The sequence below is a fragment of the Borrelia hispanica CRI genome (assembly GCF_000500065.1).
Classification (GTDB): domain Bacteria; phylum Spirochaetota; class Spirochaetia; order Borreliales; family Borreliaceae; genus Borrelia; species Borrelia hispanica.
Genome location: NZ_AYOU01000159.1, coordinates 26,281 through 52,612 on the forward strand (window position 1 = coordinate 26,281; position 26,332 = coordinate 52,612).

29 protein-coding genes are annotated in these 26,332 nt (G+C 27.3%); 27 read left to right on the forward strand and 2 right to left on the reverse strand.

Annotated features, from left to right (window positions below):
• Window positions 1-2 precede the first annotated feature (2 nt).
• The 14 genes from U880_RS0106505 to U880_RS0106570 all read left to right on the forward strand — a co-directional run bounded on the left by U880_RS0106505 (window position 3) and on the right by U880_RS0106570 (window position 10,183).
• Window positions 3-926, forward strand: a complete 924-nt coding sequence (locus U880_RS0106505; protein WP_024655250.1) for a hypothetical protein — start codon at window positions 3-5, stop codon at window positions 924-926.
• A 2-nt stretch (window positions 927-928) separates the two neighbouring features.
• Window positions 929-1,321, forward strand: coding sequence for a DUF3890 domain-containing protein (locus U880_RS0106510; protein WP_235048027.1), 393 nt, complete (start codon window positions 929-931; stop codon window positions 1,319-1,321).
• The gene (locus tag U880_RS0106515) at window positions 1,321-1,692 is read left to right on the forward strand and encodes a hypothetical protein (RefSeq protein ID WP_235048028.1); all 372 of its coding nucleotides are present in this window, start codon (window positions 1,321-1,323) and stop codon (window positions 1,690-1,692) included. Before U880_RS0106510 ends, U880_RS0106515 begins: the two co-directional genes overlap by 1 nt.
• 32 nt (window positions 1,693-1,724) lie before the next feature.
• Window positions 1,725-2,273, forward strand: a complete 549-nt coding sequence (locus tag U880_RS0106520) for a DUF764 family protein (protein WP_024655253.1) — start codon at window positions 1,725-1,727, stop codon at window positions 2,271-2,273.
• Window positions 2,274-2,320: 47 nt separating this feature from the next.
• Entirely contained in the window at window positions 2,321-3,397 is a 1,077-nt protein-coding gene (locus U880_RS0106525; RefSeq protein ID WP_024655254.1) for a DUF787 family protein, read from the forward strand.
• Window positions 3,397-3,816: a DUF1463 family protein gene (locus U880_RS0106530; RefSeq protein ID WP_024655255.1), complete on the forward strand. Its 420-nt coding sequence runs from the start codon at window positions 3,397-3,399 to the stop codon at window positions 3,814-3,816. The genes U880_RS0106525 and U880_RS0106530 overlap by 1 nt, the downstream gene beginning before the upstream one ends.
• 3 nt (window positions 3,817-3,819) lie before the next feature.
• Window positions 3,820-4,242, forward strand: a complete 423-nt coding sequence (locus tag U880_RS0106535; protein ID WP_024655256.1) for a DUF1473 family protein — start codon at window positions 3,820-3,822, stop codon at window positions 4,240-4,242.
• Window positions 4,243-4,267: 25 nt separating this feature from the next.
• A complete protein-coding gene (locus U880_RS0106540) occupies window positions 4,268-4,486 on the forward strand; it encodes a DUF1322 family protein (RefSeq protein ID WP_012539422.1) in 219 nt (72 codons plus the stop codon).
• 12 nt (window positions 4,487-4,498) lie between these two features.
• Window positions 4,499-5,965, forward strand: a complete 1,467-nt coding sequence (locus U880_RS0106545) for a hypothetical protein (RefSeq protein WP_024655257.1) — start codon at window positions 4,499-4,501, stop codon at window positions 5,963-5,965.
• A 44-nt stretch (window positions 5,966-6,009) separates the two neighbouring features.
• Window positions 6,010-6,576: a DUF792 family protein gene (locus tag U880_RS0106550; protein WP_038359574.1), complete on the forward strand. Its 567-nt coding sequence runs from the start codon at window positions 6,010-6,012 to the stop codon at window positions 6,574-6,576.
• Between the two features lie 44 nt (window positions 6,577-6,620).
• The gene (locus U880_RS0106555; protein ID WP_235048029.1) at window positions 6,621-7,742 is read left to right on the forward strand and encodes a hypothetical protein; all 1,122 of its coding nucleotides are present in this window, start codon (window positions 6,621-6,623) and stop codon (window positions 7,740-7,742) included.
• A 144-nt stretch (window positions 7,743-7,886) separates the two neighbouring features.
• Window positions 7,887-8,798: a DUF693 family protein gene (locus U880_RS0106560; protein ID WP_024655260.1), complete on the forward strand. Its 912-nt coding sequence runs from the start codon at window positions 7,887-7,889 to the stop codon at window positions 8,796-8,798.
• A 33-nt stretch (window positions 8,799-8,831) separates the two neighbouring features.
• The gene (locus U880_RS0106565) at window positions 8,832-9,449 is read left to right on the forward strand and encodes a DUF777 family protein (protein WP_024655261.1); all 618 of its coding nucleotides are present in this window, start codon (window positions 8,832-8,834) and stop codon (window positions 9,447-9,449) included.
• A gap of 128 nt (window positions 9,450-9,577) precedes the next feature.
• Complete coding sequence (locus U880_RS0106570; protein ID WP_235048031.1) at window positions 9,578-10,183, forward strand: BTA121 domain-containing protein surface lipoprotein; 606 nt, start codon at window positions 9,578-9,580, stop codon at window positions 10,181-10,183.
• A 70-nt stretch (window positions 10,184-10,253) separates the two neighbouring features.
• Here the strand turns inward: U880_RS0106570 and U880_RS0106575 are convergent, their stop codons facing one another.
• Complete coding sequence (locus tag U880_RS0106575; protein WP_024655263.1) at window positions 10,254-11,084, reverse strand: S2/P23 family protein; 831 nt, start codon at window positions 11,082-11,084, stop codon at window positions 10,254-10,256.
• A gap of 304 nt (window positions 11,085-11,388) precedes the next feature.
• The gene (locus U880_RS0106580) at window positions 11,389-12,225 is read right to left on the reverse strand and encodes a S2/P23 family protein (RefSeq protein ID WP_024655264.1); all 837 of its coding nucleotides are present in this window, start codon (window positions 12,223-12,225) and stop codon (window positions 11,389-11,391) included.
• A gap of 449 nt (window positions 12,226-12,674) precedes the next feature.
• Here U880_RS0106580 and thyX point away from each other — a divergent pair, with 449 nt between their 5' ends.
• The 13 genes from thyX to U880_RS0106645 all read left to right on the forward strand — a co-directional run bounded on the left by thyX (window position 12,675) and on the right by U880_RS0106645 (window position 26,245).
• Window positions 12,675-13,493, forward strand: coding sequence for an FAD-dependent thymidylate synthase (gene thyX, locus U880_RS0106585; protein WP_024655265.1), 819 nt, complete (start codon window positions 12,675-12,677; stop codon window positions 13,491-13,493).
• A gap of 75 nt (window positions 13,494-13,568) precedes the next feature.
• Entirely contained in the window at window positions 13,569-13,934 is a 366-nt protein-coding gene (gene nrdI, locus U880_RS0106590; RefSeq protein WP_051373904.1) for a class Ib ribonucleoside-diphosphate reductase assembly flavoprotein NrdI, read from the forward strand.
• On the forward strand, window positions 13,909-15,981 hold the full coding sequence (gene nrdE, locus U880_RS0106595; RefSeq protein ID WP_235048032.1) for a class 1b ribonucleoside-diphosphate reductase subunit alpha: 2,073 nt from the start codon (window positions 13,909-13,911) through the stop codon (window positions 15,979-15,981). The genes nrdI and nrdE overlap by 26 nt, the downstream gene beginning before the upstream one ends.
• 45 nt (window positions 15,982-16,026) lie before the next feature.
• Window positions 16,027-16,992 (forward strand): class 1b ribonucleoside-diphosphate reductase subunit beta, encoded by a 966-nt coding sequence (gene nrdF / locus U880_RS0106600; protein WP_024655268.1) that lies wholly within the window; start codon window positions 16,027-16,029, stop codon window positions 16,990-16,992.
• Between the two features lie 340 nt (window positions 16,993-17,332).
• Complete coding sequence (locus U880_RS0106605) at window positions 17,333-18,013, forward strand: hypothetical protein (protein WP_235048039.1); 681 nt, start codon at window positions 17,333-17,335, stop codon at window positions 18,011-18,013.
• A 326-nt stretch (window positions 18,014-18,339) separates the two neighbouring features.
• Complete coding sequence (locus tag U880_RS0106610; RefSeq protein WP_235048033.1) at window positions 18,340-19,104, forward strand: hypothetical protein; 765 nt, start codon at window positions 18,340-18,342, stop codon at window positions 19,102-19,104.
• 146 nt (window positions 19,105-19,250) lie between these two features.
• The gene (locus U880_RS0106615) at window positions 19,251-19,970 is read left to right on the forward strand and encodes a hypothetical protein (protein ID WP_024655271.1); all 720 of its coding nucleotides are present in this window, start codon (window positions 19,251-19,253) and stop codon (window positions 19,968-19,970) included.
• Between the two features lie 201 nt (window positions 19,971-20,171).
• Window positions 20,172-20,975 (forward strand): hypothetical protein, encoded by an 804-nt coding sequence (locus tag U880_RS0106620; protein ID WP_235048040.1) that lies wholly within the window; start codon window positions 20,172-20,174, stop codon window positions 20,973-20,975.
• An 821-nt stretch (window positions 20,976-21,796) separates the two neighbouring features.
• A complete protein-coding gene (locus U880_RS0106625; protein WP_024655273.1) occupies window positions 21,797-22,693 on the forward strand; it encodes a hypothetical protein in 897 nt (298 codons plus the stop codon).
• Window positions 22,694-22,884: 191 nt separating this feature from the next.
• Window positions 22,885-23,652, forward strand: a complete 768-nt coding sequence (locus U880_RS0106630) for a hypothetical protein (RefSeq protein WP_024655274.1) — start codon at window positions 22,885-22,887, stop codon at window positions 23,650-23,652.
• Window positions 23,653-23,839: 187 nt separating this feature from the next.
• Window positions 23,840-24,448, forward strand: coding sequence for a hypothetical protein (locus tag U880_RS0106635; RefSeq protein WP_024655275.1), 609 nt, complete (start codon window positions 23,840-23,842; stop codon window positions 24,446-24,448).
• 174 nt (window positions 24,449-24,622) lie between these two features.
• Complete coding sequence (locus U880_RS0106640; RefSeq protein WP_024655276.1) at window positions 24,623-25,228, forward strand: hypothetical protein; 606 nt, start codon at window positions 24,623-24,625, stop codon at window positions 25,226-25,228.
• Window positions 25,229-25,351: 123 nt separating this feature from the next.
• Window positions 25,352-26,245 (forward strand): hypothetical protein, encoded by an 894-nt coding sequence (locus tag U880_RS0106645; RefSeq protein ID WP_024655277.1) that lies wholly within the window; start codon window positions 25,352-25,354, stop codon window positions 26,243-26,245.
• The last annotated feature ends 87 nt before the right edge of the window (window positions 26,246-26,332 follow it).

Below are 26,332 nucleotides of genomic sequence, written 5' to 3' on the forward strand. Positions count from 1 at the left end.
CATTGAGTGAAAGTTTATTTAATAATGAAGAATTTATAAATACTCTTAGAGATTCTCTTTTTGTTGATAGGCCAATCCCTGAATATTATCATTTTTTTGATAATGAACAAATAGAAACTAGTGATGCATCACTTACAAGTGAGCGAGTTATTAAATGGAATTCTAGTATTGTGGATTTGCCAACACTTAAGGTAAATGATTTTAGTACGGTTGCTACTATTAAGTTTAAAAGGCAAGTTGTTCTTGTTAATTATTTACCTTTTCAATATGCATTTACATATTATGCACCTGATGGCAGATTGGATATTCAAGCAGTTAATAATATTAATATGAGAGAAGGACTTAGGTATTCCTTATCACAAATACATAAACTTTTAAGTTCACATTATTTAAGGGGTGGTTTGTGTTTTTCTGGTTCTAAAGAGCGAACACTTTTGGTTGATGATTCTAATAGAGAAACTATGTATGGATTACTTAATATTCCAGGGCAAATAGATAAAAATATTAAAGTTACTAAAGCTTCTGATTTAATAAAGGCTTGTAATGATGAGATTGGTAATATTAATGTAGAAGATGAGCGAGGAGTGCCTTTTAGAGTACTTACAACTCCGAAAATTAAAGCGATATTGCTTGAGAGATTGAGTAATAATAATTATTCATATAAAGATGTGTTGTTTGATTCTCTAAGAGCAATAAATAATGATGCTGATATTGAGCTTGAGACTACCAATTTATTGGATGATGAGATGTTAATTTATCCAAGAAGTTCTAAGCTTTTATTGCTAAAAGATGGACATCCTCCGATTTTAAATGCATATACACAAATGTCAAGTAGTAATTTTAGAACTAGTTTTTTGGATTTTTCTATTGGAAGCATTCTTGCAAGTGAAAAATCAATACTTAGATTTAAGATAAGTTGGACATAATAATGGATCGTAATGAGGATTTAGATAAGATTTATTCTAAGATATTGAATTTACTTATGATTAAGAGTTTAGATTTTAATTTTGAAGAATTTAATTTGTATATAGGGTTACTTGAAGATGTTTTACTGAGCAGAGGTTTAGGACTTAAAGATTTAAATTCAAGTAATGTTTTTTTGCTTATTTATTACTTTATTGGATGTGAACTTAAAAAGCGAGGAAAACTTTTATATTTTGATTTGGGTAAAATTAAGTCTGAGAGATTAGGTGAAATATCAGTTGAGTATTTTGATGATGCATTGCGTGGTGAAGTTTTGGTTAATGATTTTTGTTCTGCTTTTAACAATCTTGTAGAAGATATTAAGACTAATAAAAAAGTTTTAATAGGGGTTGTATGATGGATGCTATTAATTTAGCCATAGTTCGTAATATTAAAAGGTATACACAACCGATGTTTTTATTTAAAAAAAATTTAATTAAAAATAAGATCAATTCTTCTTATGAAATTAAGATTGATAAAACAACTCCTATTAAATTTGATGGAGTGTTTTTACCAAGTGGTGAGAGTAATATTGAGCTTTTTGGTTCTAATATATTTGTTAAAGAAATTCATGCAAAGACTTATACTTTAGATGTTCTTGATTTTAATGCAGGAGAGCAATTATTAGTGGGTAATGATCTTATGGAAATTTTAAGTGTAAGTAGGCATTTAAATTTTTGTTTAAATCAAAGATTTAGATATATTGTTTTGATGCTTAGAAAACTTTAACTTAAATTTTTACGTTTATTTGGAGAATATTTGTGTTACTTAGTTTATATGAATCTCAAACTTTTTTAGTAAAAATATTGTTTGAGTTTAAAGATTATTTAAAGAAACATTCTTTTAAAGTGAAGATTATAAATTCTTATAATCCTTTATATTTAAATGATCTAGAAATTAGTGGATCTTATCTTTTAGTAATAAGGCCAGAAGGTTTTGATTCTTTGGATGTTAGAGATTTTAGAAGTGGCAGTTTTTATGAGAATGTTAATGAGTTTGGATTTAAATTTATACTTTTCTTTTTAGGATTTGTAGGAGAGGTTGGAGAACTTAAGATATATGTTGGGTTGCATACTATTTATGAATATTTTTTAGAATTTTTGCATGATAATGCATTTGAATTTAAGTTTTTAAAACCAAATCTTTTAGAAAATGAATATGATTTGTCTTTGAATTATTATTTAAAATCCACAAGTGATTTAATAAATGGAGGGTTTGTTAAGACTTCTTGTAATGGATTAAAAGGTGTTTTGGGACTTAGTCAAAATTACAGGGCAAATATACAAATTGTTGAAAATAAAATAGATTAAAAAAAATAAATTAAACTTAAAAGTTAAATTTAAAAATAGGAGATAATATGCCGCAAGATACAATTAATGTCAATTTAATTGAAGATAAAGTGAAGTTGAATAATATTGGTTATTATAATCCTTTGCTTATTTATAAGAGTGATGTTTTAGAAAAAGGGCATTTTGTTTTAACTAGTGGAAGCTTTAGAGATTTTTTAACTTCTATGAGTGTAAGAGATGATGTTAAAACAGATGTAGAGAAGGTTAAATTAGCTGCCGAGCAGATTGAGTTTTTAATAAAGAGTAGCAATGATTTTTTTAATGAGGAGGGGCTTAGGTCTTTTGATTTTTATATTTACGAAAATATAGACGATGTAGTTCAGTTTTTAAAGCAAAATATACATGCAGTTGTTATATTTGTTGCTACTTTAGAAGAAAATTTTGGGACAGAATGGAATATGATTAAAAGTCTGATTAAATTTGTAGTATTCTCAACAAATCTTAATAGGCTGCCTGAATTTTTGGAAGTGTTACCAGTAAGCCAGAGGGATGGTGTTGTTTTGGTTTATGATAATGGTGCTGATAATTTACATCTTAAATTTGCAGCTAAATATTTATATGAGGCTGGCATGTTTCATTCTGTGAATCCTTATGGAATTACATTACGGGCAAACCCAATTTATGATGCAACTTTAATTAATAATTTAAGACGTCATAATATTAATTTTTATTCGCTTTTAAATGAAACCGGTAGGGATGGTGTTTTGGCATTTAAGGAAGCAGTAGATTGCTCATCAATGCCAATTGATGAGGCATTCACTTATTACCTTTTGAAGAATGAATCAACACATGAACTTATTCGTATTTGGAATCGAAATCATAGGCAAAATAGTAAGCTTAGTGAATTAAAATTTGCTGATGGGAAACCCAATGCTTATACGGCAGGACTTGAGTGTTTATTTAAAGAATTTAAAGAGAGGGGACTTATTGTGTCTTTTGGTGATATTAAGTTTGGACTTAAGAGAGATAATGTTTTGGGTTTAGATTTGTCTATTCGTGTTAAATATAATGATAGTTTTAAGAGCGTTGTGTTAAACATAAGTAGTGATGATATTAATGATTATTTAAGACGGGAGGTTGATTGATGAAGGATTATTATTCATTAGATTTAGTGTTCTTTAGTTTCTCAGGTGTGCTTATTGATAGGGGCAAATTGCAATATTCAACTTCTCCAAATGTTATGGCAACTGCCAGTACTGAGGAGCGAAATGTTCCAATTCCAAGTTTTAGAGATCCTAGAACTATTATTCACATATTTAATTTAGAGATTACCAAAGGATCATTTGATTATAAGGTCTTAACTAAACTTAGTAATGAGCAATTTTATGGTTCTAGCTATAAGAGAGACAAATTAAAATCATTGGTTTTTAATGATCAAATGGGACTTAAGATTATTTCTAATAGTGCATTTTTTTCTGAAATTCCAAGTAGAACTTATGCAAGTGGCAGTGATACTGTAAATTTTGTAATTCATGCAATTAATTGTGAAGTTGAAAGGAGGTGATTAGTGAGATATAAACTTAAGATTTTAACTAAACATAAAACTTATGAATATGTTGTAAGAGATATTCCTATGTATGATTGGGATTCTATTTTAGGTTTTGATTCAAGTCAAGAAACTTTAAGACGAGAATTAAATAATTTATCTACTTTGAAAAAAGTAAGCTCTTTAATGATATCTGCATCTTTTTTTGATGAATTTTATGACATTATTAATGATAATAAAGAGCATTCATTTTTGTATAAATATCCACTTCCTACTATTTTGTTTGCTATTGAGTATTCTTTAGTTGAAAAAATATCAGGATTGCAAAAGCCTAGTTTGGTTTATATTGAGAGTTTTCAAGATTCTGATGGGACTTTTGTTAAGTATTCGTATATTGATGAGAGGTGGAATTATGATGATTTGGTATTAAGAGAAGTTGGTTAGGTTTAAAAAAATTTAAGGAAAATTTATGAATCGTAGTGAAATTTTAAATGAATATTTAAATTATTTAAAGTATTTAAGAAGTGAAACTTGTAAGTATTATTTCCCCGTTTTAATGGAGGTTTGTACATTTAACGATGTTAAGAAGTTTAAATATGATGAACTTATGGAAATTAACAAAATTGCTAATTTTAAACTTAAGAAAGAAGTGTATGAAAAATTTTTGGTTTCAAAGTTATTAGGTTAGTGGGAGATTTTTATGAGTTTGGGCATTGATGCTACAAAGAAAGATTTAACCTATCTTTCTAATTTTAATATTGAGTTAGATGAGTATTTAAAATCAAAATTTAAATCAAAGTTTATGGGTAGTAATGATTTTTTTAAAAAACAAATAGCTTCTCTTTTTTCTGTATCTAACTCTAATGATTTTAAATCTAAAGATTTTGGTAAAGTCTTTGCCAAAGATTTTGGTGATGATTTTATAAGTTATTTGCCCAAATTATCAGAACCTAAATTAGCAAATATTGATTTTGACTTAATTGAGGCACCAAAATCTATGCAAAATTTAAATTTTAAAGATTTAAATATGAAAACTTTTAGGTCTAGAGAAAAGAATGATAATCAAGAAAATAATTTTAATTTAATTAAACCTTTAGTTTCAAATTCTTTTTTAATACCTTTAGTACCTATGGAGTCTAATGACTTACATGATAATTTGCCGCGCTTAAATTCAAATGTAGATTTGATTTCAAATTCAAGTATAAAGTCAAATATGTTATATTCAGATATTTTTAAATATTTAAATGTAAATGCAGCTTCTAAGACACGTTTAAATATGGTTCCTGGTGATTTTGATTTTAAAACCAAAGGTGGTTCTGTGTTGGGAATTAATGATGTGACTTATAATAAATCTGAAACTCAAAAAATCAAAAGCATGCTTGCAAGTACGGGTAAATTTGATACTCAGGTGGATATTAATGATTTTATTCGCAAAACGGCTGGTTTTAAATCTCTATTGTCTAATGATCAACAACAAAATATAACAAATATGCCCAAGATGTTTTTTGAAATGATTAATTTGGCAAGTAATTTTAAGGGTAAACAGCAACCAAAAGATAATGATAATGCTGTTTCTGTTATTTATAAATTATTTAATGATGGTATTTTGTCTCCTCTTAAGAATCAATTAATAAAAAGTTTTGCTACTATTAAAGAAAAGAAAACAGATTATATCAAAAGTTCTCTTAGTAATTCCCTTGGAGAACCTTTGGGAGGTGCAGTTTCAGATCTTTTCTCTACTTTGATGTCACAATTTGGTACGAAATTAGATGTAATATTAAAAGATTTCAATTTAAAAAAAATTATTGGTTGGGACAGCTATGAAGAGAAATCTGAAGATGCAGAGCAAGATGGAGTAGATAAAACCAGTTTAAAAACAGAACCAGAAGCTAATTTGGAAACCAATTTAGACTTGGATAATTTAAGACTTAATGATGTTTGTAATGATTTAAATGTGATTTTGACAGAAATTAGAGATTCAATAAAGCAGGTTTGTGGTATGGATTTCGAGAGGAGTGTTGTAGATCCTTTAAGTGTTTATTTTAACAATGTTGAGAATGCTATTAATGCTTTATCAGATGCAATAACCCGTAATTCTCAAGGTGGGTCTTTTGGGGGTAATATAAATGATATTAAGATTGGTAATGCAATCTCGCGTATCCCTTAAAATCTTATTTATTTTATTTTATTTTATTTATGAGGATATTTAATATGATAGATAAAAAAAATATAACATCAATGATTTTGGATATTGTAAATCATGTTTTAAGTCTCTCAGTTTCATCTAATTTTATTGTCCTTTTTCCTCGTCCCGATTTTAAGGGATTTGTGTATGTGCCACAGTTGTTTTTTATATTTCCAAAATCAAAACCAACCGAGGAGAGTTTTAGCAATGCCAGTAGTGAACAGGGAACTGTTAATGTTAATTTAAAAGAAGGTGAGGTTTTAAGTTATAATGTTGTGTCAAATCCAGAGATAATTAATGTTTCTAATGGCATTTTGTCTTCTATACATGATAAGTTTTTGATTGAACATTTAAAAAAGACATCTTATGCAAATAGTGTTTTAGAGTTTAATGTTAATTTTGTTAAAGTGCACTTTAGAGAAAGATTTAAGATGGGTTTTTATTATTCTGTTTATGGTCCTATGATTGGATTTCATGAATTGACTATTATTAATTCTTTAAAATTTAGAGATACTGCATTCATTGAAGAGATTAATGTTAGTTTGCAAATTAAAATATTAAAAACTTTTAATTTTTCTACTTATAAAGGTTAAAATATAATTATATAATATAATTATATTTATTTAGGAGAATGTTTATGGTTAAATTTAGGTATATTGTATTTTTATTCATTTTATTTTCAAATCTTAATTCAGTTGTAAGTCCATCATCACCTTTAGTTAGACCTTTTGATTTTGGTAGTTGGAATTTTGAGCGGGATATTGAGGAAGCTTATGAGGCAAGTTATGAAGTTGTAGATGGTATTTTGGTAAATGTTGATGATTCAAATAAAAATGTTAAAGCAAAGCATATTTTATCTAGAATATTAGAGCTTGAAGGTTATTACAAATGTCTTGTGAATGTGATACGAGATAATATTTTTTTACAAGTAGAAGATGAGTTTTTAAGAGAATATGGTCAATATTTTGATGATGATGTTTTTACAGAAACTGATAATAGGTTTAAACAATTGATAGAAATTCCTATGGAAGATGCATTTGGTATGTATAGACATAGGGTTTTAACTTTTAGTAATAAAACTTGGATTAAAAATCCAGACTATACCAAGTTATTTATTAGATTGCAACTTAAAGAGATTGAGTTTGTTGAAGATTATATTAAACAAAGACTTGGTATTAAATTGGGTTCAAATGGTCAGAAGATAAATCATCAATTAAATGATCAAAGATATGGTAATAATTCTATGGAAAATGAATATGATGATGCTGCGCAGGAAAGAAGAGGTGCGGTAGTGCCAGGTTATGATCGTGGAAGTCGTCCTGTAAGTAGAGGGCAAAGACCAAATTATGATCGTGGAAGTCGTCCTGTAAGTAGAGGGCAAAGGCCAAATTATGATCGTGAAAATTACTCTGGAAATAGAGGCCAAAGACCAAATTATGATCGTGAAAATTACTCTGCAAATAGAGGGCAAAGACCAAATTATGATCGTGAAAGTCGTGTGCAACAATCTGTTCCAAGACAAGAAATGCCAAGATCTGTTGTTTCAAGACAATCGAGTGGAAGACCAAATGTTTCAGGGTCAAAAGTTGTAAAACCAAGTAGTATTAAGAGAGGAAATCTTAGACCAAGTAGCATAAGACCTAGCCTTAGAAGACCTGGTAGTGATATTAGACCAAATTTTGTAAGACCTGTTGTAAGGCCACTTGGTGAGAAACCTGTGACTTATAAGAGAGGCAGTAAAGATAGTGGTGATGAGTAATGTCAATCTGGTGATTGATTTGGATATTAAATTTTTTAGTTAAATTTAATTTTTAATTTTGTAGGTCTTTGTAAATATTGATTTTAATTGGAGAGTGATTATAGGTTGTAATTGAAGATTTTGATTGCAATAATAAGGAATTGTATGTTGTTATTTCAGTATGACTTTAAAATGGAGTTTTATAGTAATGATGTTGCGTTTGGAGATCAAAGACCTAAATTGGTAGTAGAGACAAAAAATGGAGTGCCTGTTGTTAATATTTTAATTAGTAATGAATATTCTTATGTGGGTTCTTTGCAGTGGAAAAAAGCACAAATTAGATTGTTTAATGTACCTTTGAATTTTGGCAAATCTTTAGGACAGGGAGATATTGTTAGAATATATTATAAAAAGTTTTCTAGTGATGATGATTTAGGTTATAAATTTATTATTTCTGGATATTTGGGTGCGCCTGTTGATTTTGAGTGTCATAATGGTGATTTTATTTTTCAATATGAAGTTTATCTTTTATCTCAAGATACGTTTTTCAATAAAAAACTTGATGTTAAAGATTATACTGGTAAATCTCTTAAAGATGCAATTAATTTGGCATGTCCAGGTCAAGCAATTATTTATATGAGTGAACAAGATATGGAGAGCATCATATATCAGAGTTTTTATGTCTCTACTTTAAAAGAATTTATAGAAAGACTTATTGGGAAATATGTTCAATTAATTTTTGTTGATATTGGGGATTTAGATTATAAAATTGATACTAAATTTGTATTTATTAATTTTAATGGATTTAGCAGTAATCAAAATTATAAAAAACTTGAAAATTTTGTGCCTCTCTCTAGTCCACAAAGAGAGGTTAGGTTTGTGGGCAAATCTACTATTAATTTTTGGAATGCTACACTTCTCTTTACAGATAAAATTAAGGTCGGAGATCCGTTTCAATTTGTTGATAGGTATGGAAATATTGTTAAGACTATTGTTCAAAGAACCAGTGCTGAATTAAATAATGTAGGTAAGTGTGTATTAAGGTTAAGTCTTTATGACGAATCTAATGTTTTATAGGTATTTATAATTTATATTTTATAGGTAGGATTTATGCAAAGCAATTATGAAATTTCAAGAAGACTTGGGAATTTGAGTGAAGATTTGGCATTTGAGGATGCTAAGAGATATTTGCAAGATAATGTATTTATCTGTAGGATTGGGATTGTTAAGGAATTTGATTTTGAAAAACAAGAGGGAATTGTTGTAATTGAAGAATATGAAGATTTAAATATTATAAGTCGTAATATTTCAAATTTAAAACTTGAGCTTGTAGAAGGTGATAGGGTGGTTTTGCTTCAAAGCAGTATAAATATTTTTAATGAAAATGATAATAATTATTTTGATAAGCATTATTTTTATATTTTAAATGCTCTAACTCTTAGAAATGTGGGAATAAGTGTAGAAAAATTTAAAATTGATACAAGAGAACTTGATATTACTAGTGAAGATTCTTCTTTGAATTTAAAGAACATAACTTGTGACGGTGAACATTCCAAAATTTCTCTTAAGTCTTTGGTTATTGAAGCTGGTAATATTGAACTTAAAGGTAATGTGTATATTAATGGCAGATTGTTTGAAAGTCATACACATTCTTCTGGAACCATAACTTATATAAATGCCAGTGGAGCTCCTACTCTTGCAAGTGGCAGTACTGCAGGTGTATCTTGAGTATTATAATTAATATTAATTGAATCTTATATTTTATATATTGAAGTTTAATTAATTAATTTTATTAATTTTTATTAAAATTGATATTAATGAGATATCTTTTTCAATTAGAAGGAGATATTAAAAATATGAAAGTTCTTGGTAATTTGCTCTTGTTTTTTGTTTTATTTTTTTGTTGTAAAGATGAAGAGTATTCTGGTAATTTTGATTTAATGTATGATTCTGATGATGTTGCTTTTCATGATATTATTGATAGTGATTTTGATATTGGTGTTAATTTTGATAATGCTTCATTAGAAAAGTTAATTTCAGATTTTGAGCTATCAAATGAAGAAAAACAGGCAGTTAGATTTTTAAGGAGTGCATTGACAGATTCTACTATTTTGGATGATATGTCTCATATGCGTACTTATAGTGATGATGAGTTTTATGAATTTTTAGTTATTCTTAATGCTGATAAGGTAAAAGAGGCAGTTGCTGATATAGTTTTGACATTAAAAGTTAGAGATGAAATACTTGATGCTATATATGAATTTGCAGATGGGAATCCTAGAAAAGATACATTTGAAATACAACTTAATGTAAAGGAAAAAGAATATCTAAAAACTTTAAAAGTTGCTTGTTGTGTTGATAGTGGTTATAATGGGGCTTATTTGGCGCTTAAATTGGCCAATCATTCAGGGATATTTGCGTCATTAAAGAGGCAGGTGTATGATGTTTTGCATGCGTATTAGTTTGGATATTTACTTTTAAAGTTTTTAAAAACCGTTGATATTTAAAATCTGATCATTAGGAATGATCAGATTAATCAACAGGTGCTCTGAATTGATTGTTTGCCTCTTTTATGTTAGGATGCTTTTTTATAACTGATTTTAAAAATTCGTTAAACATTATGCTGTCTAGAAGTATTGATTTAGTGGTTGTTGTGTGATTAAGTGTGTCTTTGGTTGTTATTTCTGCTTCCATAAAGCTCCAAGTACCATTTTGGTACTGACTCCCAAATGCATTTATTAAGTCTTTTCCACCATCTGGGTAGAGCATATTTATTGTTCCATAAAGATATGCTTTTTTATAACCTTGGTCTTTAACTGCTTTATTTACTTGAGTGGCCACCCGATTTCTAAGATTTTGCATGGAACCTTTTTCAAAATCCAGATTTAAATTTGGGCGACATTTTAATTTAAATGAAATTATTTCAATATAATCAACCAGGCTTGCAAATAATATTAAAGGCATAACATATTGGGTATATTTATCATGGCTTTTAATTGGTGCTACTATATATGTGTAATGCAATTTACCTTGAAATAGTTTTGATTCTTGTTGTGTATCTGTTTCAATAATTTTTTGAAAATTGTTTTTTATCCAAGTAATTTTGCAGTTGTCTTTATAAAAAGGCCACCACGAATGAGGTGTTACTTGTAAGCATACATCTAAAATTCCTTCTTCTATTTGTAATTGTGCTGATTGATATTGATTTATATTTTCTTTAGAGTCTATGTTTCCTGGAGTTCTTTTGTTTTTAAATTTATTATATGTAGGTTGAATAAATCGTTTCTGTTGTTTTTCTAAGTTGTTATCTTTTTGGACATTGCATGATACGATGGCTAATAATATTATTATAATTCTTATCACTTTTTTTTACCCCCTTTAACTATTTGGTTTTTTAAATTTTATATTTGATACAGTGGTTTTTTTAATTAGTATAATATAAATTATATCAATAAAAATTTTTTTCATTGTTTAAGTATATTAAATATTATGAATTGAAACTTAAATTAAGGGTCAGTATGATTTATTTTTTTAAAAAAAATGTTGAGAATTGTGTATCTAGGGTTATTGGCTTTTGTTTGAGGTTGTTTAATAAGTCTGAGTAATTCTACAATTAATAAAAAATTACTGAGAATCTTAAGTATTAATTGTAGAATTTTTTATATTTTTAGTTGTTAATGGGAACTTGGAATTTGGTATTTGTAGTAGTTGTGCCTGGATATTTATTTATTACTGTTTTTATAAATTCATTAAATAATTTCCCATCAAGCAGTATATTATATGTTGATTCTTGATTGTTTTTCTTGTCTTTTACTTTAATTTCTGCCTTCATGAAATCCCATTTTCCGTTTTTGTATAGAGATTTAAAAGCAGATATCAACTCTTCTCCACCAGTTGGAGCTATTGCGTTTAGTATTCCATAAGGGTATACATTTTTATATCCCTCTTCAGATGATTTTTCTACTTTTGGTATTCCTTGAAGAAAACCGCCTAAAACATTTTTATTATTAAAGTTTAGGTTTTGATGGTCTTTTAAATTAAATGATGTAACTTCAATATTTTCGTCCATACTTTCAAATAGGATTAAAGGCATAACGTATGTGCTGTAATCATTATTGTATTTGATAGGCGATACTGAATATGAATACCTAAGTTTGTCCTTAAGAGCTTCTAGTACCTTTTTATCCTGGTCAACAATTTCTTTGGCTTTAATTTTCATCCAAGTAATATAACATTTGGGTTTTGGGCAGCTACACCAGAACCAACAACTTATGCACATGCATTGTTCTTTTTGCCCTTCAAGCACTTCAAATGTGGTTTGTTCTTCTGCAACAACTTCTTCTTTTTGTAAATCTTTTAATTTATTATGATCGTATTTATTTATAATATTACTTAATGCTTGATCAAATTGAGCTTTTGAGTAATCTGTTTTATCATCTAAAAAACAAGATGCTATAGATAATAATATTATAAATAAAGGTAGTAAAATAATTATTTTTTTCAATTTTTAATCCTCCCAAAATTTGCATTGTATCATAAAAACATGTTTTTATAGCAATTTTATTATTTTGAAATTTAATTTATAACTTATATGTTATTATTTACAAGTTTATTCTTATCTTAATTGTGTATAAATTAAATATGCGTTTTTGGGCAAAATAGCTTGTTTAATATTGAATAGTTTTGTGTTAACATTTATCTATTAATTTTTACTTTAATTCTTATTTTGATTTTGTCAAAGTAGTGGTTAAGTTTTTTATAAATAGTTAAGGTGTTTGAGGTGTATTATGGTATTTAAAGGTAAGATAAACTATTGTATGATGGGTGATTCGTAAAGTGTTTGCAGAGTCATTATATTAGTTTTTTTGATATTTTGATATTTGTTTTTGTGACTTTGATACGCAGACGATAATTTATTTTTTGAAAAAATTTTTAATTAAGTAGGATGGTTTTATGCACGATCATGTAGATGCAGCAGAAGAGATATTGGACAGAGAATATAAAGTATTAGATAAAGGGTTCTTAAGGCTTATTGATTATATGGGCAGTGATGAGAGAATAGTTAATTCTGCTAGAGTTTCTTATAGAGATTCTAAAGCAAAAAGAGATAATGCCGGTCTGATTGATTATTTAATCAGGAATGAGCATACAAGTCCTTTTGAGCAAGTGGTTTTTACTTTTCATGTTAAAGCTCCAATATTTGTTGCAAGGCAGTGGATGAGACATAGAACTTCAAGAATTAATGAAGTCTCAGGACGTTATAGTCTTATGAGAGAAGAGTTTTATGTGCCTTTAAGAGAAGATGTTAAGACACAAAGTTTGCTAAATAAACAGGGTAGATCGGATGAGGAGATTGACATTAATGTTGCTATATCTTTTTTAGATGGTCTTAATGAGAGTTATAAAAATGCTTATAAAATTTATGATGATATGATTAAAAAAGATGTCTCCAGGGAGCTTGCAAGAATAACTTTGCCTTTAAGTTTATATACCGAATGGTATTGGCAGATTGATCTTAATAATTTGTTTCGTTTCATTAAACTAAGATCATCAAGCCATGCACAAAAAGAGATAAGAGAATATGCTAATGTTTTGTTGGATATTGTTAATTTGGTGGTACCATTGGCAACTAGTAGTTTTAAAAAGCATATTTTAGGAGGTGTAATGCTTTCAAGTGAAGAGGTATGTGAGATTAGAAAGGCATTAGATTTAACAAAACTTAATTTATCACAAAAAAGTTTAGATAGGTTGAAAGAAAAACTCAATTTATAGTTAATTTGGTTATAATATTTATGAATTATTTTTTTATAAGTATTGTAATCTTTACAAAGAGGTGAGTATATTTTAGTGGTTTATGCTTCAAAAACAGGAAATATAGGGCGTTTTATCTCAAAGACAGGACTTAGCAATACTTTTCGTATTGTTACAGGTGATGAGATTGTTGAGGAACCTTATGTTTTACTTACTTATACTATTGCATTTGGAAAAGTTCCATCTGAAGTTGATAAATTTTTAGAGCATAATTTTGAATTTATGATTGGTGTTGCTGGTAGTGGAAATAAAAATTGGGGTGATTCATTTTGCAATGCTGTTAATTTAATAAAAGATAAATATGGTGTTCCTGAAGTGTTAAAATTTGAATTATCTGGAACATCACATGATGTTAAGAATTTTATGGAAAGGATTAATGATGAGGCACTTAGAGTTAAATAATGAGATGATGGTTTTAAGAGACGGGTTTTATAGGTTAGAGAAAGATCTTGAGGCTTTGAGTGTTTTTTTGGAAGAAATTAAAAGTAAATCTTTAAAATTTAAAAATCCAAATGAAAGGATGCATTATTTGATTGATAACAATTTATATGAAGATTTTTATCAAAAATATTCTGAAGATCAAATACTTGCAATCTATAAAGCTGTTGAGGGAGAGGAATTTAAATTTAAGTCTTATATGAGTGCTTCAAAATTTTATAAGGATTATGCACTTAAAGTAAAAGATACTTATCTTGAGTCTTATGAAGATAGAATTATTGCAGTGAGTTTGTTTCTTGCTGATGGATGTTTTGATTTTGCATTGAGACTTGCTTTAGATATGATAAAGCAGCGATATCAGCCTGCAACTCCCACTTTTTTAAATGCTGGTAAGTGTGTTAGAGGTGAACTTGTATCTTGTTTTTTATTAGAGGTGGGTGATTCATTAAATAGCATTACTTTTAATATTTCTTCTGCTATGCAGCTTTCTAAAATTGGTGGGGGTGTTGCTTTAAATCTTTCAAATATTAGAGCTAGGGGTGAAGAGATACGGGGAATTTGTAATGTTGCAAAAGGTGTTATTCCTGTTATGAAGCTTTTAGAAGATGGGTTTAATTATGCAGATCAGATGGGGCAGAGAAAGGGTGCTGGTGCTGTATATTTAAATATTTTTCATTATGATATAGAAGATTTTTTAGATACAAAAAAGATTAATGCTGATGAGAAGAGTCGTGTTCAGACATTGTCATTGGGAGTAATAATTCCAGATAAATTTTTTGAACTTGCAAAGCAAGATAAAAATTATTATGCATTAGCCCCATATTCAGTTTATAAAGAGACTGGGCTTGTGATGAATGAGATTGATTTTGATAAAGATTATGATTTACTTGCAAGTAATCCTCGTATTATAAAAAAAGAAATATCGGCTAGAGATATGCTTGTTCGTATTGCAAAGCTTCAGTTTGAATCAGGATACCCTTATATTATGTATCAAACTTCATGTAATTTAAATCATCCATTAAAAGAGGTTGGACGTGTTAAGATGTCTAATCTTTGTACAGAAATTTTTCAGATTCAAACACCTTCTATTATTGGCAATTATGGTGAGGGGGATGTTATTGGATATGATGTTAGTTGTATTTTGGGTTCATTAAATATTGTTAATGTAATTAATAGTGATTTGGAATTTACTGTTGACTTGGCTATGAGAGCTTTGACATCTGTTGTTGACAAGGCTTGTATTAATAATGCTCCAAGTGTACGTAAAGCTAATGATGATTATCGTGCTGTTGGTCTTGGTGTTATGAATTTGCATGGTTTTTTAATTAAAAATAAAATTCCTTATGAGAGTGATGAGGCTTTGGATTTTGTTCGCACATTTTTTATGTTGTTAAATTTTTATTCTCTAAAGAGCAGCATGAATATAGCAAAAGAGAGAAATTCTGTTTTTAAAGATTTTAAACAGAGTGAATATTATAATGGTAATTATTTTAATATGTATCTTAATGAAGATTTCTCTCCAAGAAGTGAAGTTGTAAGGGAAATATTTGGCTGTCTTAAAATTCCTTCTAAGAGTGATTGGAACAATTTGAAAGGAGATATTCAACGATATGGACTTTACCATGCTTATAGATTAGCTGTAGCTCCAACTCAGAGTATATCTTATATTCAGAATGCAACAACATCTCTTATGCCTATTGTTGAGCCTGTTGAGGCTAGAGTTTATGGAAATTCTACAACTTATTATCCAATGCCATATCTTAGCAGAGAAAATGCTATTTTCTTTAAGTCTGCATATTATATGGATATGAGAAAATTAATTGATCTTGTAAGTGAAGCACAAAGACATGTTGATCAAGGAATTAGTACTTTGCTTTATGTTACAAATGAAACTAGTACTAGAGAACTTGTAAAACTTTATATTTATGCAAAGAATAAGGGGCTTAAAAGCTTGTATTATACGCGTAATAAAAATCTCTCAGTAAATGAGTGTATTCTTTGTGCAATATAGATGTTTAACTTTTTAAGTGTACTTTTAAGTTGAGGAGTATTATTAATGAGAAAGAATAGAGAAGCCATAAATTGGAATAGGCTTAATAATGGCTATACTAAGATGTTTTGGGATCAAAATATAAGACAATTTTGGGTAGATGAGGAGATTCCAATCTCTGATGATAAGTTGGTTTGGAATACATTGTCTGTTGATGAGAGAGATGTTTATGAAAAAGTTTTAGGTGGGCTTACATTATTAGACACAGAACAAGGTTCTGTTGGTATGCCACGTATAGCTTTAGCTATAGATAATCTAGATTATAAGCCAATTCTTGGATTTATGGGTGCTATGGAGCATATGCATGCTAAGAGCTATAGTAGCATTTTCTCAAGTCTTTCTAATATCGATCGCATAGATTATATATTTGATTGGGTTAAAACTTATAGAAATTATCAAGAAAAGTTAGAATTGATTTTGGATAAATATAATAACATACACGATAGAATGAGTTTATATCAAGCATTGTGTACTTCCGTATTTCTTGAGACATTTTTATTTTATTCAGGCTTTTTTTATCCATTGTATCTTGCAGGACAAGGTAAGATGGTTAATAGTGGTGAGATTATTAATTTAATATTGCGTGATGAATCTGTTCATGGTGTATTTGTGGGTCTTTTGGCTCAAGAAGAATTTGATAAAATGACAATGAAAGAACAAGCGCTTGCATATAAAGAGGTGTCATTAATTTTAGAAAAACTTTATTCTCTTGAGAGAGAATATACTAAAGAGCTTTATTCTTGTGTGGGACTTGAATCTGCTGTTGATGTTTTTGTAAGGTATAATGCTGATAAAGCATTGATGAATTTGGGTTTTGATACTAAATTTAATATTAAAGATACTGATGTTAATCCTTTGGTTTTAAATGGTCTTAGAACTGACACTAAAACCCATGATTTTTTCTCTACTAAAGGTAATGGTTATATAAAGCCCATGCGTGTTGAGCCTTTGCATGATGATGATTTTATGTGAATATTTTGATGATTCTATTGATTGTTTATATGAGTTTATATAAACAATTGCTTATTTTTTAAGGTTTTTGAATTTATTTTATTTTTTTCAATAGATTTAGCAATTTTTTTATTTTTCTGTCATTAAAAATCTCTTTAAAATGTTGTTTTTTTAAAGTTTTATTAATATATTAAAAAATAACAGCATTATATTTTATTTTTTAATAATATTTTAAAATTAAATTGATTTATCAATATAATTTTATTATATAATAATAGATATTAATATTGAATAATATTTTAAGTAATATTAATGTTTATATTTTAATTGATCTTGGGGAAGGGGGATTTTTTTGAAAAGAATGGCTTTAATGTTTAGTATGTGTGTTATGTCCCTTATTTTTGTTATATTAGCTTGTGATCCAATGGTGTTTATTAAAGAGATGGAGTCAAGGGATAGGGCTTATGCAATTTTGAAAGACACTGTATTGACATATAAAAAAAGAGTTATTAGTTTATTTGATGATTTTCAAAAATTAGGTTATGAATTTAATATTCCTTTTGAGAAATTTATTCCAGTTTTTTCTCTTCCAGATTCTCGTAATAATGTTTATGCTGCTTTTGAGTATGATGTTGCATCTCTAGAGAGATTGGTCAAGATTTGTGAAAAGTTTAATATCACTTCTGATATGACAGATGCAGATACAAAACTTATTTATGATTTGTTGTATCTTTTAAAAGAGATTGCAGAGCCAATTGATGAAATCATTAATGTACATCTGCGAGATGAATATTTAAGTAGAATTAGCACCACTAGGAGTGCAAGTTCTATTTCTGTAATTACCGTTGCTTTACGAGATTCAATAACTAAGGAGAGAGAACTTTTATTTAAGATTAAGGAACGAATATTGGCAATAGACCCAGCTGCTATAAAGCAAGTGATTGCGATACAGATAAGAGATATTCTTTATGATGGAAATATTAATGCAAATATTCGTTTTATAAAAGAAATGGCTAGAAGAATTTCAAGAGCAGTTAGATGATTTTAATTTGAATATTAAGAAAATTTAACTCTTTGATGTTTTATAAAGTCCTTTCAAGCACATGAGTGTGTGATTGAAGTACTTTGTCCTTTACTTTGTTGTTCTCCTTTAGTTTATATATGCCTAGAAGCATACTAGAATTTGTATCTTTTAGGTATTTTTTTAGATATATTGTTTCAGAATTCACATTCTAATTTTTTTCAAATTTTTTGTTCGTAAATATTGCAAAAATGTAATTTTTATTGTATAAAATATATTATCAAAATATAATGATTCTTATTTGAGATTCAAGGATTTTGAGAAATTTTTAAAAGGTGAGAAATTATATGAGAAAAAGTAATTTTATATTTTATGTGTTGTTGTTTGCTGTTATGTCTTGTAATTTAGATTCTAAAGTTGATTTAAGTCAGCTACAGGCTTCTTTGAAAACTTTAATGCCTCAAGATGATGGTTTTGTTGAGGATGATAAAAATTTAAATGATTTTAAAGTTTTATTACAAGAATATAAAGCTAAAGTTAAAGATGCAAAAGATAAGTTTGAAAAATCTGAGCATAAATTTGATTTTTGTAATAAAGTAGTTGAAGGTTTAGAGATAGAAAATGAGTTTAATGATGATTATGTTTATGCGGCAGTGGGTTATAATGTTGATGTTTTAAAACATATAGATGCTATTGTAAAGAAGTTTGATGCAGCATTTGTTCCTAAGCAAAATGTTGCTCAGAATGATGATAAAGATGATGATAAAAAGTATTTAATATCTGTTCATTTGTTATTAGATAATCTAAATTCAGATGCAAGATTTTTGAATTATTTTGTAAAGAAAAATTTTAGTGATGAGAATTTAGATAAACTTGCAAAAATAGAGGATGTTGAGAAATTTACTTCTTCTTTAAGGGAGTTTTTAGATTCAAAAGAAAAATTAATGTCTGCTCAAAATAAGCATATATTAGAGATTGATTTAAATAGCAGTAATGATGAAATTTTAGATCAATTGAATAAGATTAATGCTGGAAATTTTGTTGATAAAAATGAAGTTGAACGTTTTTTAGATAATGGGCAATATATTGAGGATGTCGTAAAAAATTTATAAATTAAAGGACCTTTATGGTCCTTTAATTGTTATTAAAGGTATAAGTGTATGTGTAAGTACAGTTTTGAATTAGATAATGTGTATTTTATAAATATTTTTTTGTTTTTTTGATGCATATGACTTGAATTTGGAAAAGGAGAATATTTATGAGAATAGTTTTTATTTTGTGTGTGCTCTTGAGCATATTTTCTTGCTATTCAGGGGATTTTGGACAAGTTGAGACTTTAACTAAGTTTGAAGTTGTTTTAAGAGAGCCTATCTATAGTCAGTTGTCGGATAAGGTGGCTAAGTATAAAATGTCATTAGCTGATAAAGGGATTAAGTTTCAAAAGGCTGATTATCAATTTGATATTCCTTTTTTTAAAGTATCTGCAGCTTTTGATAGTGAAAATGGAGATATACAAGATAGTATTTATGCAAGCCTTGGGTATGATTTTGGTGTTATTAAGATAGTAGAGATGTTATTTAGTAAATTGCGATTAGAAGATCCTCCTGCTGAGAATGAGGATACTGCTGTTGCTATTTATTTGTTGGATCTCTTAAAGGATACTACAGATTCAGTTAAAATAATATTGAATGAGTATTTAAATGAGGCGTTTTTTGCAAGACTTGGAAGGAGCAAAAAGGGGATAAATATTGTTTCTAAGATTGAATTGCTCTTGGATGATGTAATGAAGATGAGAAGGGATGTGATTTTAAAGATTATAAAATCGATGAATAAGATTCAATCAGAAATAAATAATGATCCAGATATACTCAGTAAACTTAGTGATATTTTTGACGAAAATGGAGATATTAAACGATCAGTTAATCTGATAAGTAATATATCTAATCAAATTGAAACATTGTCTAGTCAATTTGCTTAAATTGAGTTTAGATATTTATTAACAATATTTAATTTTTAAAATTAATTTAATCATATTTATATAATTATATTGATTAATATAATAGTTGTGTTATAATTTTTAATTGTCGAATTCCAATAATTCTTGGAGTTTTAAAAGATTGGTTAATAGAATATTGATTTTTTTAATTATTTTAAATAAAGGAGATATAGCGTGCAAAAAATGGGATTTAATGTTTTTAGTATTGTTGTTGCTTTAGGTTTGATATCTTGTAACCATTCAGATAGGACTGGTCTTGCAGGAGGAGAAGGAGGGGGGGGATATAGTTCTGATTGCAAGAGCAGTCTTCCTTTAAATGAATTGTTTGGCTCTGTTCATGGTGCAGGTTCTAAGAAAGGTTTTTCTGGAATATCAGACATATTATTGATATTAGAAAATTATAAAATGGATGATAGAAATCGCAAATTAAATTTGAAGAGGCTAGTTAAAAATATAGATGTTTTCAAATTTCCTTTTCATAAAATGCCTTTATTAAAAGATAGTATAGCTACACGTGATAATGTTATTGCTGCCTTGCAATATAAACGTAAACTTTTATATTCTTTGATAGATATATTAAAGATATTCAATTTAGATGATTCTAGTTCAAATGAAGCAATGCTTGCAAACAACTTTGTATTGCTTTTAGAGAAAGTATCAGATCTGACTTTGCAATTGATTTATGAAGATTTTGATGGAGCTTGCTTAGACAAACTTAAGAATTCTACAGACCGAGAATTAGTTTTTGTTATTTATAATCGTTTGATGAGTATTATGAAAATAAGAAAACTGCTTTTAAATTCATTTGAATTTATTATTAATGATCTTGTAGAAAATATGGAAAGTCTTAAAACTAAGTCTGTAGATAAAGAGTATGTTTTAAATACATTTAATAAACTTGTTGGAAGTGATAACGTACTTTTGAGTGTTTTTGAAGGTATGCAAGATCGTGTACGAAATCTTCGAGGTTTGTTAAAGGCCCTTTAAGTATTAAATTCAATATTGAAATAAATAGAAATTTGTTTATTATAAACAATTTATATTCTCTTTTGTGTTTTGCAATGCAGCTTACTTTAACTTATGTTATTGTGGTTGCATTTTTTACATATGTATTGTTTATTTTGGTTTTGTTGTGAGATAGATATTTGTGTATGAAATTATAATTTTCTTAAATTAATTTAATTATTTGTATATAAACATTATTTATTAGTATAATTATTGTTAATAGAAATAAACATTAATTTTTTATAAAAGGAGGTATATTTAAAAAGTCATATTTTAATATCTTTGTTATTTGGTTGATTATATTGATTACAAGTTATAAATTTAGGTGATTTAATTTTTAAATAAAATGCTTTCATTAGTAAATAGGTAGTTATATACCACAATATTATTCAAATTTTGTATAACTTGATGAATATTTAGCAATATTTAAGGTTTTCTTTAAATATAAACCTTACTAATTAATTCAACTTGATTTTTTGTTTCTCTTTTACATAATAAAAAATGTTATAAAGTTTTCTGTGGTAATGGTTGTTGGGTTATTAGAAAATATTTAGATAAAGAATTGACAATTTACAAATAAATAAGGAAGAAATTTATTTTCATAATAGATAGAAGTTTTTTATTTTTATCTTGAGTGTTTTTATTTGGTTTAGGAATTGTATTAGTGTTTTTGTATTTTATTACTTAAAGATAAGTGTTTTTAAGTAATCATATTTATATATGATAGAAATATTGATTTGCATGCATAGCGTATAAATAAGGCTTGTGTAATAAATTTATTTTTAATTTTTTAGGGAGAATGTATGAAAAATTTTAGCATGACATTGGTATGTGTATTATGTTTATTATTGATTTTGTTCATAATGTTTGGTTGGGATACAGGAGTTAAGTATCATTCAGAATTTCAGAGAGAATTAGAACGTTCAGGAATACGTCCCCTAAATCCAGGCGAGATAAAAGATTCATCTATCGAAGATGAAATTTCAAAATATGAGAGATCAACTGTGCAAGATGATAGCGATGAGATTTTGGATAATGAAAATTTGTTATCAGAGGTGCCAGATTCTTATAAAACTAGGGAACAAGCTTATGATGAACTTGAAAATAAAGTTAGAGAGCTTAAGAATGAGTTTTTAGATAGAAGTTTACGTTTTGCTAGTGGTAAGCATCAATTTAGTATGCCTTTTTTTGAACGATTTGCTAAATTTGATGGTGATGATAAAAAGGATATCGTTTATGCATCTTTGGGGTATGATGTTGATGTTATTAGAAAATTAGAAACGCTGATAAATAAGGTAGATCCAAATGTTCCATCTTATTTAAGTAGGCTAGATAAGGGAATTGCTTCTGGGTTATTGGATGTTTTATATAATGTTACTTATTATGTTAGAGAAGTTGTGATAAATAATCATTTAAATTTGTTTAATTTAGGTAATATTAAGACTAGTAGTTTAATAACAGCAGATGATATTGCTTCTATTAATGTTTTTATTGATACATTAATGCATATGAGGAGAAATTTAACATTGAAATTGGGTAGATATATTGTATTAGCAGAATCAAAAACAGATAAATTGGAGATGGAAGCTGTACTTAGAAAAATTATTGAGCAAAATGGAGATATTAGGAGATTAATTGCAAAAATAATGTTTATTTCACAATCAATTGGAAATTTGGTTAATGTGCAAACTAATCCTTAATATTTTAATAATAGCAGTATTTTAAGAAAAAGTCGTAGAGTATTTACTTTAAATGCAGCATCTTGTATAGGAATTTTGATTTTGTTATTATGATTTAATTTTTACTTGAGTTAAATATATTAGTTGTAGTAGTATTATTTTGTTTAACTTTTATGTAAGTGTTGCTTTATTATTATAAAAAAGGGGAATATATGAAGAGAGTTATTATGGTGTTTTTAAAGGTGAATATTGTATTTTTGTTTTTAATGATATTCATATCTTGTGTATCAGAATATGGGGGATTCTTAGATTCAGACGCAAGAAAAGTTTATAAGGCTTTTAAAAATAAGGTTGAGAATTATAGAATAACATTTTTATCAAGATCTGATAGTCTTATCAATTTTATTGATTCAAAAATTTCTTTTTTCTCTGATGATAAAGAAGCTTATTCAGATAAATTATTGTACTTTGATGAAGATACTACCAAACGTATTATTGTTGCTACATTGGGAGATGATGTGGGAGTTGTTCAAAGACTTATAGATATATTATCCACATTAGATTTACGTTTTAATAAGGATGTTGGTAATTTTAATGATGATGATGTTAATGTTGCTATTAGTTTTTTAAAAGAATTGGAATATGTTACAAAATACGGAATTATATTGTTAAATAGGCATTTAAGCAACGCAAATTTAGCTAAAATTAAAGACTATTTTAAGTTTGAAGAAGGTTTAGTGACTTTTATTAATAATATTATGTTTCATTTAGATTATTTTATGAAGGCAAGGGAAGAGTTAATCTCAGATATTAAGCATTTTGTTAATGAGGCAGCTGCAAGAAGAGGTGATAAATTGATGATGGTAAGTTATTTAAAGAGTTTAGTTTATGATGGTATTTTGTCAAATAAAATTTTGATTGGCATTGTAGATAATGTATTGAAAATTGAAGACAAACTGAATGAGATATTGAAATCATAATTTTAATTTGAAAAATTTTATTTTTTAAAGTCAATTCCATTTTATGTTTAATATAAACTTAATAGTAAAAAATTTTTTTCAATAAATTAGTTATATTGTTATTATATTGTATTGTTTTTACAATGTGATTGATAGTATAATGTATGCGTTCTAATAATAGATAGCTTGCACAAAGGAGTAGAAATATATGGATTTAAGGGAGCAAAATTTTGATGAGCTTAAAGGAATATTGATTGGTTTTAGAGAAGAACTTGAGAATGAACGTTATGCATTTATGTCTAAACAGTCTCAATTGGATATTAATTTTAAGGGGGTATTAGATGATATTATTTATTATCAATCAGATAGAGATAAAATTTATACTATGTTAGGATATGATGTTGAAATTATTGGTAGATTAGGTGTGATTTTTAGTAAATTGAATTTTAAACATGTCTATGATAGAGACACAAGACTTGTTATGAATTTATTAAATGGTTTAATGCGAGTCGCACATTCAATTCAGACTCTCTTTAAAGATATTTTTAATCAAACGAAATTGGATTTGCTTCAGTTAAGAGATGTTGAGGATATTAAAAAAATTGTTATTTATCTAGAACAGTTTATAGAAATAATAAAAGATTTGATGTTGCAAGTTAAGGCTATCATTGTGTCTGTTGCATCAAAAATTAATGAAGATAGCATATTAAAAGAGTTGAGTAGAGTGGTTGCTAAGTTAGATTCAAAATTTAATAAAGGTGTTCGTAATATTCATTATCTTTTATTTGATATTATAGAGTTAGTTGATTTTTTGTAAAAGTAGTAAATTAAAATGATATTGGATATTGTATTTTTTGTTTTGAATATGAAATTAAAAAATTTTAAATAATATTTGTTTGTTAATTCAATTTAATTAATTGATGTTTATGTAATGTATACTGTAAGTAGTGTGTATTTATGTTGGTAAATAGTGTTATGAAAGGAGTAATGTATGGATGAAATGAAATCTTCTTTTGGTATTTTAAGTAACGTATTGATGAAATTTAAGCAAGAGCTTGAAAGTGATCGCGTTGCATTTTTTGCCAAAGAAGAGAGGATAAGTATTAATTTTAAAGGGGTTTTAAATGACATTTATTATCCTTCAGATTTGGATGAGGTTTATGAAGCATTAAGATATGATGTTGAGATTATTCTTAGTTTGGGCAGAGTGTTTCAAATATTGAATTTTAAGAATATGGGGGACAGAGATACAAGAATTATTACTAATTTGCTAAATGGTTTAATGTACATTGCTCATTCAATCCAAATTTTTTTTGAAGATGTTTTAAGTAAAGCTAAATTAGAAATGCTTAAATTTAGAGATGAAGATGATCTTAAAAAAATTATTAAGTATTTAGTTCAATTTATAGATGCTGTTAAAGATTTAATGTCTAAGTTTAGAGATGTTATTGTTGTTATTGCATCAAAGACCAATGAGGATGATATATTAAATGAACTAGAGAAAGTTATAGCTAGTTCAGATTCAAATTTTAATAAGGAAATGCGCAATATCCATTATATTTTATTTGATATTGTAGAGTTGGTTGATCTTTTATAGTTGGTTTTATGTTTTAAATTTAGGTATTTTTAATCTATATATTTATATATATAGTAATTTGACATGTTGCTATAGATTATATTACTATTTGTTAAAATATTGATAATATTAGGGGAGAAATTTATGAGAAGGTTTTGTATTTTCTTGTGTGTGTTAAATTTTATTTTAGGGTGCAGATCTGATGCTGTTTTGAATGATGGAAAGAAGATTAATAATGATAAAGAAGCATTTTCAACATTTGAATTGATTCCATTTTTTAGAAGTTCAGTAAGTAGAGCCTATCATGATTTAGAATCTCTAGTTTCTTTTTTTAAATTTTTGGTTGATAATGAATATATAAATAGTGGTTTGAGTAAGAGTTCTATTTCTGTTATTGATCAATATAGTAAGTATATTGTTAAAGAGTTGTCATGTTATGGTAAGATGTCAACTATTCAAAAGGGATACTTGGAATTTGATACTTATTGTGGTGGGGTTAACAAGAGTCACAATATTTATATGGTTTTAGGATATGATCTTGATTGCATTAATGCATTAAGAGAGATACTTCATACATTAAATGTGGGATTAACCTTTGTTGATATACCTCTCTCAAAGAGAAATATAGATAATGTGGATGTAAGAATTGCATCTCTTTTATTATTTAATTTAGAGCAACTTGCGTATCATATTGATTTTGTTGTTAATATCTTTAGTGATGAAGTGTTAGAAAAAATTAAGATGAATAATGAGATTACAGTGGAAAATGTTTCGAGTATTACCAATGTGTTATTATTATTTATGCAATTAAGAGATGAATTGATAGTGGATTTTAAAAATGTTATAAATAGTGCAGCAAAGTTAAAACGTTACAGAAGGTTGATGGAGGCTGAACTTGGTAAGATTATTAAAGATGGAAAGATTAAGAAAAAAATTGCTGATAGTGCTGATTTTGCAAAAACTATTCAAGAATTAGTTATTGCAATTGTTAAGGATTTGCCCAAGGTAGATATGTATATAAATGCAAGGAGAATATAATTGTTTATGCAAATATATAATTATTGAATCATTATAATTTTTAAATTTTATTGTTGAAATTTGTGTATATATGTTTATATATTTATA

Bases quoted from the DNA above. Each gene is read 5' to 3' on its own strand.
- U880_RS0106510 (WP_235048027.1), top strand. From the start codon at position 929: ATGGATCGTAATGAGGATTTAGATAAGATTTATTCTAAGATATTGAAT.
- U880_RS0106515 (WP_235048028.1), top strand. From the start codon at position 1,321: ATGGATGCTATTAATTTAGCCATAGTTCGTAATATTAAAAGGTATACA.
- U880_RS0106525 (WP_024655254.1), top strand. From the start codon at position 2,321: ATGCCGCAAGATACAATTAATGTCAATTTAATTGAAGATAAAGTGAAG.
- U880_RS0106530 (WP_024655255.1), top strand. From the start codon at position 3,397: ATGAAGGATTATTATTCATTAGATTTAGTGTTCTTTAGTTTCTCAGGT.
- U880_RS0106540 (WP_012539422.1), top strand. From the start codon at position 4,268: ATGAATCGTAGTGAAATTTTAAATGAATATTTAAATTATTTAAAGTAT.
- U880_RS0106545 (WP_024655257.1), top strand. From the start codon at position 4,499: ATGAGTTTGGGCATTGATGCTACAAAGAAAGATTTAACCTATCTTTCT.
- U880_RS0106550 (WP_038359574.1), top strand. From the start codon at position 6,010: ATGATAGATAAAAAAAATATAACATCAATGATTTTGGATATTGTAAAT.
- U880_RS0106555 (WP_235048029.1), top strand. From the start codon at position 6,621: ATGGTTAAATTTAGGTATATTGTATTTTTATTCATTTTATTTTCAAAT.
- U880_RS0106560 (WP_024655260.1), top strand. From the start codon at position 7,887: ATGTTGTTATTTCAGTATGACTTTAAAATGGAGTTTTATAGTAATGAT.
- U880_RS0106565 (WP_024655261.1), top strand. From the start codon at position 8,832: ATGCAAAGCAATTATGAAATTTCAAGAAGACTTGGGAATTTGAGTGAA.
- U880_RS0106570 (WP_235048031.1), top strand. From the start codon at position 9,578: ATGAAAGTTCTTGGTAATTTGCTCTTGTTTTTTGTTTTATTTTTTTGT.
- thyX (WP_024655265.1), top strand. From the start codon at position 12,675: ATGCACGATCATGTAGATGCAGCAGAAGAGATATTGGACAGAGAATAT.
- nrdE (WP_235048032.1), top strand. From the start codon at position 13,909: ATGATGAGGCACTTAGAGTTAAATAATGAGATGATGGTTTTAAGAGAC.
- nrdF (WP_024655268.1), top strand. From the start codon at position 16,027: ATGAGAAAGAATAGAGAAGCCATAAATTGGAATAGGCTTAATAATGGC.
- U880_RS0106605 (WP_235048039.1), top strand. From the start codon at position 17,333: ATGGCTTTAATGTTTAGTATGTGTGTTATGTCCCTTATTTTTGTTATA.
- U880_RS0106610 (WP_235048033.1), top strand. From the start codon at position 18,340: ATGAGAAAAAGTAATTTTATATTTTATGTGTTGTTGTTTGCTGTTATG.
- U880_RS0106615 (WP_024655271.1), top strand. From the start codon at position 19,251: ATGAGAATAGTTTTTATTTTGTGTGTGCTCTTGAGCATATTTTCTTGC.
- U880_RS0106620 (WP_235048040.1), top strand. From the start codon at position 20,172: ATGGGATTTAATGTTTTTAGTATTGTTGTTGCTTTAGGTTTGATATCT.
- U880_RS0106625 (WP_024655273.1), top strand. From the start codon at position 21,797: ATGAAAAATTTTAGCATGACATTGGTATGTGTATTATGTTTATTATTG.
- U880_RS0106630 (WP_024655274.1), top strand. From the start codon at position 22,885: ATGAAGAGAGTTATTATGGTGTTTTTAAAGGTGAATATTGTATTTTTG.
- U880_RS0106635 (WP_024655275.1), top strand. From the start codon at position 23,840: ATGGATTTAAGGGAGCAAAATTTTGATGAGCTTAAAGGAATATTGATT.
- U880_RS0106640 (WP_024655276.1), top strand. From the start codon at position 24,623: ATGGATGAAATGAAATCTTCTTTTGGTATTTTAAGTAACGTATTGATG.
- U880_RS0106645 (WP_024655277.1), top strand. From the start codon at position 25,352: ATGAGAAGGTTTTGTATTTTCTTGTGTGTGTTAAATTTTATTTTAGGG.